15 protein-coding genes are annotated in these 16,431 nt (G+C 72.3%); 6 read left to right on the top strand and 9 right to left on the bottom strand.

Going from position 1 to position 16,431, the window contains the following annotated elements; genetic code table 11:
* Positions 1-81: 81 nt before the first annotated feature.
* Complete coding sequence (locus ACN9M0_RS28280) at positions 82-615, bottom strand: hypothetical protein (protein WP_399699001.1); 534 nt, start codon at positions 613-615, stop codon at positions 82-84.
* Between the two features lie 128 nt (positions 616-743).
* On the opposite strand from ACN9M0_RS28280, the gene ACN9M0_RS28275 reads away from it, so the two are divergent.
* The 3 genes from ACN9M0_RS28275 to ACN9M0_RS28265 all read left to right on the top strand — a co-directional run bounded on the left by ACN9M0_RS28275 (position 744) and on the right by ACN9M0_RS28265 (position 3,683).
* Complete coding sequence (locus tag ACN9M0_RS28275) at positions 744-1,100, top strand: VOC family protein (protein WP_366040186.1); 357 nt, start codon at positions 744-746, stop codon at positions 1,098-1,100.
* 96 nt (positions 1,101-1,196) lie between these two features.
* Positions 1,197-2,726: a helix-turn-helix domain-containing protein gene (locus tag ACN9M0_RS28270; RefSeq protein WP_366040187.1), complete on the top strand. Its 1,530-nt coding sequence runs from the start codon at positions 1,197-1,199 to the stop codon at positions 2,724-2,726.
* Positions 2,727-2,849: 123 nt separating this feature from the next.
* Positions 2,850-3,683, top strand: coding sequence for a PASTA domain-containing protein (locus ACN9M0_RS28265; RefSeq protein ID WP_426404410.1), 834 nt, complete (start codon positions 2,850-2,852; stop codon positions 3,681-3,683).
* A gap of 8 nt (positions 3,684-3,691) precedes the next feature.
* Here ACN9M0_RS28265 and ACN9M0_RS28260 read toward each other — a convergent pair whose 3' ends face one another.
* The 3 genes from ACN9M0_RS28260 to ACN9M0_RS28250 form a co-directional block, all read right to left on the bottom strand.
* Entirely contained in the window at positions 3,692-5,242 is a 1,551-nt protein-coding gene (locus tag ACN9M0_RS28260; protein WP_366040189.1) for an MFS transporter, read from the bottom strand.
* Positions 5,243-5,333: 91 nt separating this feature from the next.
* A complete protein-coding gene (locus ACN9M0_RS28255) occupies positions 5,334-5,747 on the bottom strand; it encodes a RidA family protein (RefSeq protein WP_366040190.1) in 414 nt (137 codons plus the stop codon).
* The gene (locus ACN9M0_RS28250) at positions 5,744-6,904 is read right to left on the bottom strand and encodes an acyl-CoA dehydrogenase family protein (protein ID WP_366040191.1); all 1,161 of its coding nucleotides are present in this window, start codon (positions 6,902-6,904) and stop codon (positions 5,744-5,746) included. Before ACN9M0_RS28250 ends, ACN9M0_RS28255 begins: the two co-directional genes overlap by 4 nt.
* A gap of 114 nt (positions 6,905-7,018) precedes the next feature.
* On the opposite strand from ACN9M0_RS28250, the gene ACN9M0_RS28245 reads away from it, so the two are divergent.
* The gene (locus ACN9M0_RS28245) at positions 7,019-8,644 is read left to right on the top strand and encodes an AMP-binding protein (RefSeq protein ID WP_366040192.1); all 1,626 of its coding nucleotides are present in this window, start codon (positions 7,019-7,021) and stop codon (positions 8,642-8,644) included.
* A 46-nt stretch (positions 8,645-8,690) separates the two neighbouring features.
* Positions 8,691-9,512 (top strand): PaaX family transcriptional regulator C-terminal domain-containing protein, encoded by an 822-nt coding sequence (locus ACN9M0_RS28240; protein ID WP_426404409.1) that lies wholly within the window; start codon positions 8,691-8,693, stop codon positions 9,510-9,512.
* Here the strand turns inward: ACN9M0_RS28240 and ACN9M0_RS28235 are convergent.
* The 3 genes from ACN9M0_RS28235 to ACN9M0_RS28225 all read right to left on the bottom strand — a co-directional run bounded on the left by ACN9M0_RS28235 (position 9,509) and on the right by ACN9M0_RS28225 (position 13,157).
* Positions 9,509-9,988, bottom strand: a complete 480-nt coding sequence (locus ACN9M0_RS28235; protein ID WP_426404408.1) for a DUF1772 domain-containing protein — start codon at positions 9,986-9,988, stop codon at positions 9,509-9,511. The genes ACN9M0_RS28240 and ACN9M0_RS28235 overlap by 4 nt on opposite strands.
* Before the next feature lie 80 nt (positions 9,989-10,068).
* Complete coding sequence (locus ACN9M0_RS28230; protein ID WP_426405334.1) at positions 10,069-12,252, bottom strand: bifunctional salicylyl-CoA 5-hydroxylase/oxidoreductase; 2,184 nt, start codon at positions 12,250-12,252, stop codon at positions 10,069-10,071.
* Between the two features lie 77 nt (positions 12,253-12,329).
* The gene (locus tag ACN9M0_RS28225) at positions 12,330-13,157 is read right to left on the bottom strand and encodes an enoyl-CoA hydratase family protein (RefSeq protein WP_123455901.1); all 828 of its coding nucleotides are present in this window, start codon (positions 13,155-13,157) and stop codon (positions 12,330-12,332) included.
* Between the two features lie 212 nt (positions 13,158-13,369).
* Between ACN9M0_RS28225 and ACN9M0_RS28220 the strand changes: the two genes are divergently transcribed.
* A complete protein-coding gene (locus ACN9M0_RS28220) occupies positions 13,370-13,867 on the top strand; it encodes an ATP-binding protein (protein ID WP_426404407.1) in 498 nt (165 codons plus the stop codon).
* Between the two features lie 164 nt (positions 13,868-14,031).
* On the opposite strand, the gene argF is transcribed toward ACN9M0_RS28220, so the two are convergent.
* Entirely contained in the window at positions 14,032-15,045 is a 1,014-nt protein-coding gene (gene argF, locus ACN9M0_RS28215) for an ornithine carbamoyltransferase (protein ID WP_426404406.1), read from the bottom strand.
* A 114-nt stretch (positions 15,046-15,159) separates the two neighbouring features.
* Positions 15,160-16,392 (bottom strand): arginine deiminase, encoded by a 1,233-nt coding sequence (locus ACN9M0_RS28210; protein ID WP_366040198.1) that lies wholly within the window; start codon positions 16,390-16,392, stop codon positions 15,160-15,162.
* Positions 16,393-16,431 lie beyond the last annotated feature (39 nt).

Raw genomic sequence — 16,431 nt, 5'->3', positions numbered from 1 at the left:
GCTAAGTTAGGTAACCCTTACCGGGTTGGCGGCAGCGGTGCGCCTCGGCAGATATCTCGATGTCGAGATAACTCTAGTACATCACCGCCGAACGGTCATGCCTGGCATGCCCCGAAGCCGGTGCAGGTTCGCCGCCACCAGGAGGGTGCGCACGCGGTCGACGTCGCCGGGGTGCTGGGCCCCCCGCTTGGGCAGCACGAAGACGACGCCCGTGCGCCGGGTCCTGAGGACGAAGAGCTCGGAGGTCTCCACGTACCAGGGGAACACCTGCCAGTCGATGCCGCTGGCCAGCCCCCCGCCCGTGGTCGTCATCCCCTGGCCGCCGACCACCGTCCGGCAGATGCCGTACTCACCCATGCCGTCGAACTGCCCCCGCGCGTAGCGCGTCGTGCTCCGGTGGACGACCACCGCCAGGACGACCAGGACGACGGCACCCCAGACGGCCGCCGCCTCGGGCGTGAACCCTCTGCGCCACGCGGCGTACGACGCGAGCAGGTCCGCCGTCGCCACCACGAGCACCAGCCCCCCGAGCCCCCGCCAGGTCCCGAACCTCAGACGCCGTACCGCCGCCCGGTAGTCGGCCTCCGTCGGCTCATAGACGAATGCGATGTCCACGCCCCGCGCGTCCACCTGTATGCCATCCCCGCCCTCACGCATGGCGGCAGATCCTAGCCGTACCCCCTCCCGCCCCGTACGGCCGCCGCCCGATTGCCGGGCCGGGGCGGCCGGTCGAGGATCGGAGCATGTTCAGTGGCGCGCATGTGATTCTCTACACCCGCGACGCGGAGGCCGACCGCGCCTTCCTCAAGGACGTCGTCGGCTTCGAGCACGTGGACGCCGGCGGGGGCTGGCTCGTGTTCAAGCTGCCGCCCGCCGAGATCGCGGTGCACCCGACGGAGGGCGAGCCGAAGCACGAGGTCTATCTGATGTGCGAGGACCTCACCCGTACGCTCACCGAGCTGGAGGACCGGGGCGCGGAGATCTCACGGGCCATCACCGAGCAGACCTGGGGGCTGCTCGCGGCGGTACGGCTGCCGAGCGGCACGGAGCTCCCCCTGTACGAACCGCACCACCCCACCGCGCTGAATCTCCCCGGATAGACCAATCCGGTCATAGCGGCCCATACGTAACGGGGCATCACTCGAACGCACCACCGCAGTGATCGTCACATCTCATATCTGAGATAACGTGACGGCATGGCAGACGACTACCTCGTACGCATCGGCAAGCTCATCCGTGACGCCCGGCAGCACCGCGGCTGGACGCAGACGCAGCTCGCCGAAGCGCTGGCCACGAGCCAGAGCGCCGTCAACCGGATCGAGCGCGGCAACCAGAACATCAGCCTTGAGATGATCGCCCGGATCGGCGAAGCCCTCGACAGCGAGATCGTCTCACTCGGCTACGCCGGCCCCATGCACCTCAGGGTCGTCGGCCGCCGACGCCTCTCCGGCGCCATCGACGTCAAGACGAGCAAGAACGCCTGTGTCGCGCTGCTCTGCGCCTCGCTCCTCAACAAGGGCCGCACCGTCCTGCGCCGCGTCGCCCGCATCGAGGAGGTCTTCCGCCTCCTGGAGGTCCTGAACTCCATCGGTGTCCGCACCCGCTGGATCAACGACGGCGTCGACCTGGAGATCGTGCCGCCGGCCGAGCTCGACATGGAGTCCATCGACTCCGAGGCCGCGATCCGCACCCGCTCGATCATCATGTTCCTCGGCCCGCTGCTGCACCGCATGGACCGCTTCAAGCTGCCGTACGCCGGCGGCTGCGACCTCGGTACGCGCACGATCGAGCCGCACATGATCGCGCTGCGCCGCTTCGGCCTGGAGGTCACGGCCACCGAGGGCATCTACCACGCCCAGGTCGAGCGCTCCACCTCCCCCGACCGCCCGATCGTCCTGACCGAGCGCGGGGACACGGTCACCGAGAACGCGCTGCTCGCCGCCGCCCGCCACGACGGCGTGACCGTCATCCGCAACGCCTCCTCCAACTACATGGTCCAGGACCTGTGCTTCTTCCTGGAGGCCCTCGGCGTCCGGGTCGACGGCATCGGCACCACCACCCTGACCGTGCACGGCGTGCCGCAGATCGACGTGGACGTGGACTACTCCCCCTCGGAGGACCCGGTCGAGGCGATGAGCCTCGTCGCGGCCGCGGTGGTGACGGAGTCCGAGCTGACGATCCGCCGGGTCCCGATCGAGTTCATGGAGATCGAGCTCGCGGTCCTGGAGGAGATGGGCCTCGACCACGACCGCTCGGCGGAGTACGCCGCGGACAACGGCCGTACGCGCTTGGTCGACCTGACGGTCCGCCCCTCCAAGCTGGAGGCGCCGATCGACAAGATCCACCCGATGCCGTTCCCGGGCCTGAACATCGACAACGTCCCCTTCTTCGCGGCGATCGCGGCGACGGCCCAGGGCAAGACCCTCATCCACGACTGGGTCTACGACAACCGCGCCATCTACCTCACCGACCTCAACCGCCTCGGCGGCCGCCTCCAGCTCCTCGACCCCCACCGGGTCCTGGTGGAGGGCCCGACCCGCTGGCGCGCCGCCGAGATGATGTGCCCGCCGGCCCTGCGCCCGGCGGTCGTCGTCCTCCTGGCGATGATGGCGGCCGAGGGCACGTCGGTCCTCCGCAACGTCTACGTCATCAACCGCGGCTACGAGGACCTGGCGGAACGCCTGAACTCGATCGGCGCCCAGATCGAGATCTTCCGGGACATCTAGGGCTCCCCGTCGCGCGTTCGCCGACGCCCCCGCTCCAGGAACTCCGGGGCGGGGGCGTCGGTGTCAGGTCTCGATCCGGGCACAACGGGGTGGTGGGATTCCGGGGGTGTCTACGATCCCGGCGTGGACTTCTACCCCTCCTCTGCCCCGCCACCGCCCCCACTGCCGCCCCGGGCGGTCGCGCGGCGGTGGTGGCAGCATCCCGGGGTCGTCGTCGGGGCGCTCGTCGTGTTGCCGCCCCTCGGGATCGTGCTCGCGTGGCTCGGTCCCTGGGGCCGGGGCCGGAAGATCGTCGCCACCGTGCTCGCGGCCGTCTGGTTCGTGCTGCCCTTCCTCGTCGGCGGTACGCCGGAGGAGAAGCGACCGGTGCCGGACGACGCTCGGGCGCCGAAGGCCGTCCCCACCGCCACCGTCTCCGTCGCGCCCAAGCCCTCCGGGCCTCCCGTTCTCGTGGGGAAGGGGCTCAAGGAGGCTCAGGGCGTCGCTTCCGCCGCCGGGTATTCCACCGTGTCGCACGACGCCTCCGATCAGGATGCCGGGCAGTGGGACGCGGATGAATGGAAGGTGTGCTTCCAGACCTCCGCGGGGCAGCGGAACGGTGGGCGGCCCTCCCTCGATCTCGGCGTGGTGCGCGTCGAGGCGCCCTGTCCCGCCGCCGACGGGGAGAAGATCCCCTGGCCGACGATGCCCGCCGTCACCGGCATGACCTTCGCGCGGGCCGGCGAGACCCTGAAGACGGTCGCGTTCAAGAAGGTCGAGCCGGAGAGCGCCTACTCCGATGTGGTGCTGCCCGGCGTCGCCGATTCCTGGCGGGTCTGTTTCCAGGATCCCGCGGCCGGCAAGCAGATCGAGAACCCGCAGTTCAACACCGTGTACCTCAAGCTCGCCCCGCCCGACGCGGTGTGTCCCGAGCGGCCGTACGCCCAGCTGCATCCGACTCCGACGCCGACGCGGTAGCAGGACGCTCAGGCTCCCGGCATCATGCCGCCGCCCTTGAGCCGTTCGATGTCGGAGGGACGGACCTGGATCACGAAGATGGCGACCAGGGCGCCGACGACGGCGAAGATCGCCGCTGTGACGAAGCCCGCGGAGACGCCGGTGGCGAGGACCTGGTCGCTCCAGGGCGGTGGGAGCTGGCCGGTCTTGGCGAACTGGGCCTTCTCCAGCGGGCCGGCCTGGGAGAGGAAGGCGGGGACCTGGGTTTCGGCCTCGTTGCGGCTGGCCGTGCCGAAGACGGTCACCAGGATCGAGAGGCCGAGCGAACCGCCCACCTGCTGCGTCGAGTTGAGCAGGCCGGACGCGGCTCCGGCCTCCTGCGGTTCGACGTTCGACAGCGCCATGATGGTCAGCGAGACGAACATCAGGCCCATGCCGAGACCGAAGACGAGGATCGGTCCGAGGATGCTGCCCGCATAGGTGGAGCCCACATCGGTGAGCGTCAGCCAGGACAGGCCGGCCGCGGTGAGCAGCGAGCCCGTCACCATGAAGGGCTTCGGGCCGAACCTGGGCAGCAGGTTGGACGTGAAGCCCGCGCCGACCGCGATGATCGCGCTGACCGGCAGGAACGCGAGACCCGTCATCAGGGGACTGAAGCCCAGCACCTGCTGCACGAACAGGGTGAGGAAGAAGAACATCCCGAAGATGGCCGCCGCCAGACAGAGCATCATGACGTAGGTGCCCGAGCGGTTGCGGTCGGCGAACATGTGCAGGGGCGTGATGGGTTGCTGGGAGCGCCGTTCGATGAGGATGAACGCGGACAGGAGGACGACCGCGGCTCCGAACGAGGCGATCGTGTAGGGATCGCTCCAGCCCTCCTGTGCGGCCCGGATGAATCCGTACACCAGCGCCACCATGCCGAGCGTCGCCGTCACCGCGCCGGCGAGGTCGAAGTGGCCGGGGTGCCGCTCGGACTCCTTGACGTGACGCGGCGTGAGGATCGCGATCACGATGGCGATCGGGACGTTGACGAAGAAGATCCAGCGCCAGTCGAGCCATTGGACGAGCATCCCTCCGGCCACCAGGCCGATCGCGCCGCCGCCGGCGGAGACGCCCGCGAACACGCCGAAGGCCCGGTTGCGTTCCGGGCCTTCGTCGAACGTGGTGGTGATCAGGGACAGCGAGGTCGGCGAGGCTATCGCGCCGCCGACGCCCTGGAGCGAACGGGCTGCGAGGAGTTGCCACTCGCTCTGCGCGAGTCCGCAGAAGAGGGAGGCGAGTCCGAAGAGCAGCACGCCGAAGATGAAGACCCTGCGGCGGCCGAGGATGTCGCCCGCGCGTCCGCCGAGGAGGAGCAGGCCGCCGAAGGTGAGGGTGTAGGCGTTGACGACCCAGGACAGGCTGGTCGTGGAGAAGTCCAGCGCGCTCTGGATGTGTGGGAGCGCGATGTTCACGATGGTGATGTCGAGGACCACCATCAGCTGACAGGACGCGATCACGAACAGGGCGATGCCCTTGCCGTCGCCGCCCTTCTTCGGGGTGGCGGTCTGTGCCGGTGTCGTCGGCTTGGGTGTACTCATTTGGCGCCTCGTGCCTCGCCTGGTGAGTGTGCCGTGGGCCGGTCAGTCCACCTTTCGACATTAAGCCCGGCCTGCACGGGTGACCAGTTGATCAAGCGCCCGCGGGTTCGTCGAGGACCGCGAAGCCGTCGAGCTCCACGAGGGCCTGCTCGTCCCAGAGGCGTACGACTCCGATGACGGCCATCGCCGGGTAGTCGCGGCCCGCCAACCGGCGCCAGATCCTGCCCAGTTCGTGGGCGTGGTCGCGGTAGGCGGGAACGTCCGTGGTGTAGACGGTGACCCGGGCGAGGTCGGCGGGGGTGCCGCCGGCGTGCCGCAGGGCGGTGAGCAGATTGCCGAGGGCGGTGGTGAACTGCTCGGTGAGGTCCTCCCCCACGACCTTGCCCTCGGTGTCGAGGGCGGTCTGCCCGGCGAGGAAGACGAGCCGGGTGCCGGTGGCGGTGACGGCGTGGGAGAAGCCGGTGGGCGGGGAGAGTTCGGCGGGGTTGTGGCGGTGCAGGCTCATGGCGTCGACTCCTCCTGCTTGTGTGCGTGTGGTTCCTCGCGCTGTCGCGCGTACAACTCCTTCGCGATGATCGTGCGCTGGACCTCGGTGGCGCCCTCGTAGATCCGGGGTGCGCGCACCTCTCGGTAGAGGTGTTCCAGGAGGTGGCCGCGCTGGAGGGCGAGGGCGCCGTGCAGCTGGACGGCGGCGTCGACGACGTACTGGGCCGTCTCGGTGGCGAGGAGCTTGGCCATGGCGGAGCGCCGGGGCACGTCCGGGTCGCCCTCGTCGTACGCGACGGCCGCCGCGTACACGAGGAGGCGGGCGGCCTCCGTACGGGTGGCCATCTCGGCGACGCGGTGCGAGACGGCCTGGAGGTCGGCGAGGACGCCGCCGAAGGCGGGGCGGGCGGCGGTGTGGGCGAGGGCCGCGTCGAGGGCGGCCTGGGCCATGCCGACGGCGAAGGCGCCGACGCTGGGCCGGAACAGGTTGAGGGTGTTCATGGCGACCCGGAAGCCCCGGTCCGGTGCGCCGAGCAGGTCGTCGGGGCCGACGGGGACGCCGTCGAAGGTGAGGGTGCCGAGGGCGTGCGGGGCGAGCATGTCGAGCGGCTCCCCGCCGAGGCCGGGGCGGTCGGCGGGGACGAGGAACGCGGTGACGCCGCGGGCTCCGGCGCCGCGGGTGGTGCGGGCGAAGACGGTGGCGAAGTCGGCCTCGGGGGCGTTGGAGATCCAGCGTTTCTCGCCGTGCAGGCGCCAGCCGCCGCGGCCGTCGGGGACGGCGTCGAGGGCGAGGGCGGCGGCGTCGGAGCCGGCGTCCGGTTCGGAGAGGGCGAAGGCGGCGACGGCGCGTCCCGCGGTGGCCTCGGGGAGCCAGCGGGCGCGCTGGGCGGGCGTCCCGAAGGCGGCGACGGGGTGGGTGCCGAGGCCCTGGAGGGCGAGCGCGGTCTCGGCCTCGGTGCAGGTCCGGGCGAGGGATTCACGCAGGAGGCAGAGGTCGAGGGCGCCGGCCTCGAAGAGCCGGGAGAGGAGGCCGAGCTCGCCGAGGGCCGCGACCAGGGGGCGGTTGACCCGGCCGGGTTCGCCCTGGTCGGCGAGGGGCTTCAGGCGTTCGGCGGCGAGGGTGCGGAGCTCCGCACACCAGGTGATCTGTGCCGGATCGAGCGAGAATGCGGGCATGTGGGCCCTCTCTGACGCCCTCCGGCGCCCTTGTCGCGAACCGTTGACTGCCGTCACCAACACGATACGCTCGTGGAGCGACGGGCGACCCCACCACGACAGGGGGACGGACTCATGGAGCAGCTGACACCCTCGGCCCACCTCGACACCTTCGCCCGCGACCGGCTGCCCCCGCCCGATCGGTGGCCGCGTCTCGTCTTCGACCTCCCCGAGCTCGCCTACCCCGACCGGCTCAACTGCGGCACGGAACTCCTCGACCGCACGGTGGAACGCTTCGGCGCCGACCGGCCCGCCTTCCACGACGGCGAGGGCGGGGTCTGGAGCTACGGGGAGCTCCGCGACCGGGTGGACCGCATCGCCCACGTCCTCACCACCGACCTGCGGGTGCTGCCCGGCAACCGGGTCCTCCTGCGCGGCCCCACCACCCCCTGGCTCGCCGCCTGCTGGCTCGCGGTGATGAAGGCCGGCGGCGTCGCCGTCACCGTCCTGGCCCAGCAGCGCGCCCCCGAACTGGCCGTGATGGCCGACGCCGCCCGGTGCACCCACGCGCTCTGCGACGCCCATGTGCTCGACGAGCTCCTCGCGGCCCGGATACCCGGGCTCCGGATCACCCCCTTCGGCGGGGAGGGACCGGACGACCTGCTCGCCCTCGCCGATCGCCGGCCCGGCCCGTACGAGGCGGTGGCGACCGCCGCCGACGACGTGGCCCTGATCGCCTTCACCTCCGGCACGACCGGGCGGCCCAAGGGCTGTGTCCACTTCCACCGGGACGTCCTGGCCGTCGCCGACACCTTCTCCGCGCGCGTCCTGCGCCCGCTGCCCGACGACGTCTTCGCCGGCTCGCCGCCGCTCGCCTTCACCTTCGGCCTCGGCGGGCTCGTCGTCTTCCCCCTGCGGGCCGGGGCGAGCGCGGTCCTCCTCGAACAGGCCGGGCCCAAACAGCTGCTCGCGGCGATCGAGCGGCACCGGGTCTCGGTGCTCTTCACCGCCCCGACGGCCTACCGGGTCATGCTCGACGAGCTCACCCAGGGCACGGCGCCCGATCTCGGCTCCCTGCGGCGCTGCGTCTCGGCCGGCGAGAACCTGCCGGAGGCGACCTGGAAGGCCTGGTACGCGCGGACCGGTCTCCGTCTGATCAACGGCATCGGCGCGACCGAGCTGCTGCACATCTTCATCTCCGCCGCCGACGGCGACATCCGCCCCGGCACCACAGGGCGTCCGGTGCCCGGCTGGCAGGCCAGGATCGTCGACCGCGAGGGCAACGGCGTCCCGGACGGCGAGGAGGGACTCCTCGCCGTCCGCGGCCCGGTGGGCTGCCGCTATCTGGCCGACCCCCGCCAGGAGGAGTACGTCCGGGACGGCTGGAACGTCACGGGCGACACGTACGTCCGCGAACCCGACGGCTGGTTCCGCTACGTCTCACGGGCCGACGACATGATCATCTCGGCCGGGTACAACATCGCCGGTCCCCAGGTCGAGGAGGTGCTCCTCGACCACCCCGACGTGGTGGAGACGGCGGTGGTGGGCCGCCCGGACGAGCTGCGCGGCCAGGTCGTCGTGGCCTACACGGTGGTACGGGACGGGGTGCCGCGCGACGCGAGCACCGCCGCCGCCCTGCGGGCCTTCGTGCGCGCCCGCCTCGCCCCGTACAAATCACCCCGGGAGATCGTCTTCCTGGACGCGCTGCCCCGCACGGCGACCGGCAAGCTCCAGCGCTTCCTGCTCCGGGACCCGGCGTGACCGGCGTGACCGGCGTGATCCGAAAAACAGGCCCTAAAGTGATCACGTGGCCGAGCAGCACACTCCCCGATCCCTGATCGTCTCCCTCTACGGCGCGTACGGCCGTGCGCCGGACGACTCGCCGGTGCCGGTCGCCGCGCTCATCCGGCTGCTCGGCGTGCTCGGCGTCGACGCGCCCTCGGTGCGCTCCTCGGTGTCACGGCTCAAGCGGCGCGGGCTGCTGCTGCCGGGCCGGACGGCGGGCGGCGCCGCCGGGTACGCCGTATCGGAGGACGCCCGGCGGCTCCTGGACGACGGCGACCGCCGGATCTACGCCCGTACGGAGCCGAAGCTGTCCGAGGGCTGGGTCCTGGCCGTCTTCTCGGTGCCCGAGGCCGAGCGGCACAAGCGGCACCTTCTGCGGTCCCGGCTCGCCCGACTGGGCTTCGGCACGGCGGCGCCGGGCGTGTGGATCGCACCCGCCCGGCTGTACGAGGAGACCCGAAACGCCCTGGAGCGCCTGGAGCTCTCCCCGTACGTGGACCTCTTCCGCGGCGAGCACCTGGGCTACACGGCGACGGCCGAGGCGGTGGCCCGCTGGTGGGACCTGCCGGCGATCGCCGGGCTCCACGAGGAGTTCCTGGCGGCCCACGAGCCGGTCCTGCGCGCCTGGCGGACGGCACCGGCGGGCCCCGAGGACGCCTACCGCGACTACCTCCTCGCCCTGGACTCCTGGCGCCGGCTGCCCTACGCGGACCCGGTGCTCCCGGCGGAGCTCCTGCCGGACGACTGGCCGGGCCGCCGCTCGGCGGAGGTCTTCGCGGCCCTGCACGAACTGCTCCGGGACCGGGGCGCGGAATACGTCCGCCCGTTCCTGGCGGGCGACTAGCGCCGTACGGACAGGGCCCGGAGCAGGCAGATCAGGCCCGCCGTGCCCAGGACCGCGCGGACGATGTTCCACGCCACCCACGGGCCCTCGAACGCGGCCCGCGCGGCGGCGGGGTCCTTGGCCGCCGCGAGTGCGTCGTTGAGCGGTACGTTCGCGGCCGAGGTGACCACGAGGACCGCCAGGCCGAGGACGAACCCGGCGAGCGTCCAGATCCGCGCCCGGCCCGCGCGGTGCTGCCAGGCCGCCACCGCCGTGAGGATCGGCACCCCGAAGAACGGGGTGAAGAACACCGGGTTCTGGATCACGTCGTTGATGTTCCGCATCACCTCGACGTAGACCCGGTCGTCGCTGCGCGCCAGCGCCGGCATCACCGAGCAGACGTACGCGAACCACACCCCCGCGAGCAGTCCCGTCGCCACCGTCGCCGCGCCGAGGACCAGCCCGGCGCCCTTCTTCCCGCCCCTGTTTTCTGTCATGCGCCCATTCAAGGGCGGGAGCGGTGCGCGGACCATGGTTCCGCGTCGCACCCGCATACGCGAGCGTCCAGGGGCGGGCTCTAGTCGCGGCGGCCGGTGGGCGGCCGGCGGCTGCCCGCGCGGTACGGGGCGGGCCAGGGGGCGGCCGGGCCCCGGTACTCCTGCTCGGCCGCCGCGTGCAGGGTCCAGTGCGGGTCGTAGAGGTGCGGCCGGGCGAGGGCGCAGAGGTCGGCGCGGCCCGCGAGGAGCAGGGAGTTGACGTCGTCCCAGGAGGAGATCGCGCCGACCGCGATCACGGGGACCCCGAGCTCGTTGCGGATGCGGTCGGCGTAGGGCGTCTGGTACGAGCGGCCGTAGGCGGGCTGCTCGTCGGGGACGACCTGGCCGGTGGAGACGTCGATCGCGTCGGCGCCGTGGTCCGCGAAGGCGCGGGCGATCGCGACGGCGTCCCCGGCGGTCGTGCCGCCCTCGGCCCAGTCGGTGGCCGAGATGCGGACGGTCATGGGGCGGTCGGCCGGCCACACCTCCCGCACCGCGTCGAAGACTTCGAGGGGGTAGCGCAGCCGGGCCGTGAGGTCGCCGCCGTAGGCGTCGGTGCGGTGGTTGGTGAGCGGGGAGAGGAAGCCGGAGAGGAGGTAGCCGTGGGCGCAGTGGAGTTCGAGCAGGTCGAAGCCGCAGCGGGCGGCGCGGCGGGCGGCGGCGGTGAACTGCTCGCGTACGGCGGTGAGTCCGGCGCGGTCGAGGGCGCCCGGGGTCTGGTTGACGCCGGGCCGGTACGGGAGGGGCGAGGCGGCGACCAGCGGCCAGTTGCCCTCGGGGAGGGGCTGGTCGATGCCCTCCCACATGAGGCGGGTGGAGCCCTTGCGGCCGGAGTGGCCGAGCTGGACGCCGAGCGCGGTGCCGGGCGCCGAGGTGTGGACGAAGTCGGCGATCCGGGTCCAGGCGGCGGCCTGGGCGTCGGTCCAGAGGCCGGTGCAGCCGGGGGTGATGCGGCCCTCGGGGCTCACGCAGACCATCTCGGTCATGACGAGTCCGGCGCCGCCGAGGGCCCTGGACCCGAGGTGGACGAGGTGGAAGTCGCCGGGGACGCCGTCCTCGGCGACGTACAGGTCCATGGGTGAGACGACGACCCTGTTGCGGAGGGTCAGTCCGCGCAGCCGGAAGGGGGTGAACATGGGCGGGGTGCCGGGCGGGCAGCCGAAGTCCTCCTCGACGGCGGCGGTGAAGGCCGGGTCGCGCAGCCGCAGGTTGGCGTGGGTGACCCGGCGGCTGCGGGTGAGCAGGTCGAAGGCGAAGCGGCGGGGCGGCCGGTCGACGTGCCCGGCGAGCTCCTCGAACCAGCGCAGGCTGGAGTCCGCCGCGCGCTGGGTGGACTCGACGACGGGACGGCGCTCCGTCTCGTACGCGGTGAGGGCCTGGTCGAGGGCGGGGTGGGCGCCGACGGCGGCGGCGAGGGCGACGGCGTCCTCGACGGCCAGTTTGGTGCCGGAGCCGATGGAGAAGTGCGCGGTGTGGGCGGCGTCGCCGATGAGGACGGTGTTGCCGTACGACCAGCGTGCGTTGGCGACGGTACGGAAGGCGGTCCAGGCGGAGTTGTTCGAGCGGAGCTCCCGGCCACCGAGCGCCTCGGCGAAGATCTTGGCGCAGCGGGCGGTGGACTCGGCCTCGTCGAGCTCGGGGAAGCCGGCGGCCCGCCACACCTCCTCGCGCATCTCGACGATGACCGTGGAGGAGTCCGCGGAGAAGGGGTAGGCGTGGAGCTGCATCACGCCGTGCTCGGTCTCGGCGATCTCGAAGCGGAAGGCCTCGAAGGGGAAGTCGGCGGCGAGCCAGATGTAACGGCAGCGGTGGGTGGTGATCCGCGGGCGGAAGTGCGCGGCGTGGGCCTCGCGGGTGTGGCTGTGGACGCCGTCGGCGGCGACGACCAGGTCGTGGTCGGCGGCGAGGACGGCCGCGGGCGGGGCCTCGGTGCGGAAGCGGAGCCGTACGCCGAGGTCGGCGCAGCGGGCGTGCAGGACCTCCAGGAGCCTGCGGCGGCCCAGGGCGGCGAAGCCGTGGCCGGTGGAGGTGGTGCGGTGGCCGCGGTGGACGACGTCGATGTCGTCCCAGCGGACCAGCTCGCGGCGGAGCGCCTCGTACACGACGGGGTCGGCGTCCCGGATGCCGCCGAGGGTCTCGTCGGAGAGGACGACGCCGAAGCCGAAGGTGTCGGAGGGCGCGTTCCGCTCCCAGACGGTGACCTCGCGGGCCGGGTCCTGCCGCATCAGCAGGGCGGCGGCATAGAGGCCACCGGGCCCGCCGCCGACGACGGCGACGGTACGGGGGCCCTGGCCGGGCACCGTCAGCACCCCCGCCACTTCGGGGGGCGTTTCTCGGTGAAGGCGGCGTGGAACTCGGCGTAGTCCTCGCCGTTCATCAGGAGCGCCTGGGTGGCCGCGTCCAGCTCGACCGCGGCGGCGAGCGGCATGTCGAGCTCGGCGGTGAGCAGGGCCTTGGTCTGCGCGAGGGCGAGGGCGGGGCCGTCCGCGAGGCGGCGGGCGAGGGCGGCGGCCCGCTCCCCCGCCGCGCCCTCCTCGGTGAGCTCGCTGAGCAGCCCGATGCGCTCGGCCTCGGCGGCGTGGACGGGCTCGCCCAGCATGAGGAGGCGGGTGGCGTGGCCGAGCCCGACGACCCGGGGCAGCAGATAGGCGGCGCCCATGTCGCCGCCGGAGAGCCCGACCCGGGTGAAGAGGAAGGAGAAGCGGGTGGTGGGGTCGGCGATCCGGAAGTCGGCGGCGAGGGCGAGGACGGCCCCGGCGCCGGCGGCGACGCCGTGGAGGGCGGCGACGACGGGGAAGGGGCATTCGCGCAGCGCCCGGACGACCTGGCCGGTCATCCGGTTGAAGTCGAGGAGCCGGGCGGTGTCGAGGGCGAGGGTGGCGCCGATGATCTCGTCGACGTCGCCGCCCGAGCAGAAGCCGCGGCCCTCGCCGCCGAGGACGAGGGCGCGGACGGCGCGCTCGCGGGAGAGCTCGGCGAGGAGGTCGCGCAGGTCGGCGTAGGCGCCGAAGGTCAGGGCGTTGAGTTTGGCGGGGCGGGCGAGGGTGACGGTGGCGACGCCCTGGTCGATGTCCAGGCGCAGGTGCTGCCAGCGTGCCGTGCGGGGCGTGGAGCCGGTAAAGGGGCTCATCCGAGGGGCCTCCTTCCTCCGCAGGGAGGGTATCACCCAGGTGTGACTGTCGTCACGAGTACGCGATACAGCCGTTTCGAGGGGTCCGAAGTCCCTCCCAGAAGGGGAGGGGGTGCCCTGGGAAACGGAATTTGCACCTCGTAAGGTTGAAACCAGGACGTCTCGGGATGCCCCCACCCCACCCGCACCACGGCGAAGGGAGCCCGCCCCCCATGCCCGAAGTCACCGGACCCACGGCCGTCGGACCCGGCACCGAAGCCACCGGGCCCGCCGCCTGGCGCATCCGCCTGCCCCACACCACGGCGGCCGTGCCGATCGCCCGCGCCCTGATCCGTACCGCGCTCACCGACATCGGCCCCGGGGCCGCCGGCCGCCCCGACAGCGACACGGCGGAGCTCCTCACCGCCGAGCTCGTCGCCAACGCCGTCGAGCACACCGCCGGCGCGGGCCCCATCGAGCTGGTCGTCGAGCTGCTCGCGACGCCCGGCGGCTGCCAGATCGAGGTGCACGACTCCCAGCCCGCCGGCCCCGGCGAGCTCGTCTGCCCCGACCCGGAGGCCGAGGTCGACCCCTGGCAGGAGCACGGCCGCGGCCTGCTCCTGATCCGGGCGCTCAGCAGCGACTGCGGCCACCGCCCCACGGCGCACGGCAAGGCGGTCTGGTTCACGCTCCCGGGGATCCCGGCCCAGCGGCGCCACCCGGCGTCCTGACGATCCGCGCATCGCGGCGCCCGCAGACGACGCACAGCGGCAGCGGCGTACGACAGCGGCAGCAACGTATGACAGCTGCAGCGGCAGCGACAGCGGCGTACGACAGACAGCGAGGGCGCCGACGACCGGGACGGCCGCCGACGCCCTGAAGCGTTCCCGGGGAGCTACGCCCCCGCCGGACCGGCCAGCGTCGCGACCAGGACCGCCTTGATGGTGTGCATCCGGTTCTCCGCCTCGTCGAAGACGACCGAGTGCGCCGACTCGAAGACCTCGTCCGAGACCTCGAGCTCGGTCAGGCCGTGCCGGGCGTGGATGTCCCGCCCGACCGCCGTGCCCAGGTCGTGGAAGGCGGGCAGGCAGTGCAGGAACTTGACGTCCGGGTTCCCGGTGGCGCGCAGCACGTCCATCGTCACGGAGTACGGGGCGAGGGCGGCGATCCGCTCGTCCCAGACCTCCTTGGGCTCGCCCATGGAGACCCAGACGTCGGTGACGACGAAATCGGCGCCGGCGACGCCCCCGGACACGTCCTCGGTGAGGGTGATCGTGGCGCCGCTGGTCTCGGCGAGCTTGCGGGCCGCGGCGACGACGTCCTCGGCCGGCCAGTACGCCTCCGGGGCGACGATCCGGACGTCCATGCCGAGCAGGGCGCCGGTGACCAGGTAGGAGTTGCCCATGTTGAAGCGGGCGTCGCCGAGATAGGCGAAGGCGATCCCGTCGAGCGGCTTGTCCACGTGCTCGGTCATGGTGAGCACGTCGGCCAGCATCTGGGTGGGGTGCCAGTCGTCGGTGAGGCCGTTGAAGACGGGCACGCCCGCGAAGGCGGCGAGCTCCTCGACGGCGGCCTGGCTGTCCCCGCGGTACTCGATGCCGTCGAACATCCGGCCGAGGACGCGGGCGGTGTCCTTGACCGACTCCTTGTGGCCGATCTGGGAGCCCGAGGGGTCGAGGTAGGTGGTGGAGGCGCCCTGGTCGGCGGCGGCGACCTCGAAGGCGCAGCGGGTGCGGGTCGAGGTCTTCTCGAAGATCAGGGCGATGTTCCGGCCGCGCAGCCGCGGCACCTCGGTGCCCGCCTTCTTGGCGGCCTTGAGCTCGGCGGCGAGCGCGATCAGGCCGCGGAACTCCTCGGCGGTGAAGTCCAGCTCCTTGAGGAAGTGGCGGCCGATGAGGTCTGTGGCCATGGGACGCGCTCCTGTGGGTACGGGTCGGGAGGACGGCGGTACGGGTCGATGGAAGTGTATACGCACTTCAACATTTCTATACAGCCCCCTCTCGTCTCCGGGCAGGCACGCTCCTCAGGCGGCGTCCCGCTCCACCGGACAGCTCATGCAGCGCGGGCCGCCCCTCCCCCGGCCCAGCTCGCTCCCGGGGATCTCGATCACCTCGATGCCCTGCTTCCGCAGATGCGTGTTGGTCGTGACGTTCCGCTCGTACGCGACGACCACCCCCGGCTCCACGGCCAGCACGTTGCACCCGTCGTCCCACTGCTCGCGCTCGGCCGCGTGCACGTCCTGGGTGGCCGTGAGCACCCGGATGTCCTGGAGCCCGAGGGCCGCCGCGATGGCGCTGTGCATCTGCTCCGGCGGATGGTCGGTGACGCGCAGGGACTGCCCCGCGTCCCCCGGTTCGATCGTGTACGAGCGGAGCATGCCGAGCCCCGCGTACTGCGTGAACGTGTCCTGGTCGACCATCGTCATCACCGTGTCCAGGTGCATGAACGCCCGCCGCTTCGGCATGTCCAGGGCGATGATCATGCGCGCCGAACCGGCCGCGAACATCCCCCGGGCCAGCATCTCCACCGCCTGCGGGGTGGTCCGCTCGCTCATCCCGATGAGCACGGCGCCGTTGCCGATGACGAGGACGTCCCCGCCCTCGATCGTCGACGGATAGTCCGTCTGCCCCTCCGACCAGTGGTGGAAGACGCCCGCCTCCGGGCCCGTGAACAGCGGATGGTGCTTGTAGATCGCCTCGAAGTGCACCGTCTCGCGCTGCCGGGCGGGCCAGCGCATGGCGTTGATGGAGACGCCGTCGTAGATCCACGCCGAGGTGTCCCGGGTGAAGAGGTGGTTCGGCAGCGGGCCGAGGACGAAGTCGTCCAGGTCCAGGGCGTGGAAGCGGACCGAGGTCGGCTCCCGGTGCACCGCCAGGAACTCCCGCTTCGTCATGCCGCCCACGAGCGCCTCGCCCAGCGCGGCGGCGTCCAGCGAGTCGAAGGCCGCCCGGAGGTGGTCGGCGGCCAGCGGCCCGTACTCCTTCTCGTCGAAGACCCGGTCGAGGACCAGCGCGCGGGCCGCCGGAACCTCCAGCGCCTCGCGCAGCAGGTCCCCGAAGAGGTGCACCTCCACCCCCCGGTCGCGCAGCACGTCGGCGAAGCCGTCGTGCTCCTGCCGGGCCCGCCGCACCCACAGCACGTCGTCGAAGAGGAGGGCGTCCTTGTTGGACGGGGTGAGCCGCTTCAGCTCCAGATCGGGCCGGTGCAGGATGACGCGGCGCAGCCGCCCGGTCTCGGAATCGACATGGAATCCCATGCGCCCATCCTGACGGAGCCGGGCTCCCCTGGCCCGCCT

It is taken from the genome of Streptomyces sp. R-07, from assembly GCF_049913175.1.
In the GTDB taxonomy this organism is placed as follows: Bacteria; Actinomycetota; Actinomycetes; order Streptomycetales; family Streptomycetaceae; genus Streptomyces.
Note: the sequence above shows the minus strand (reverse complement) of the source record. Positions and strands in the feature narration are given on the sequence as shown.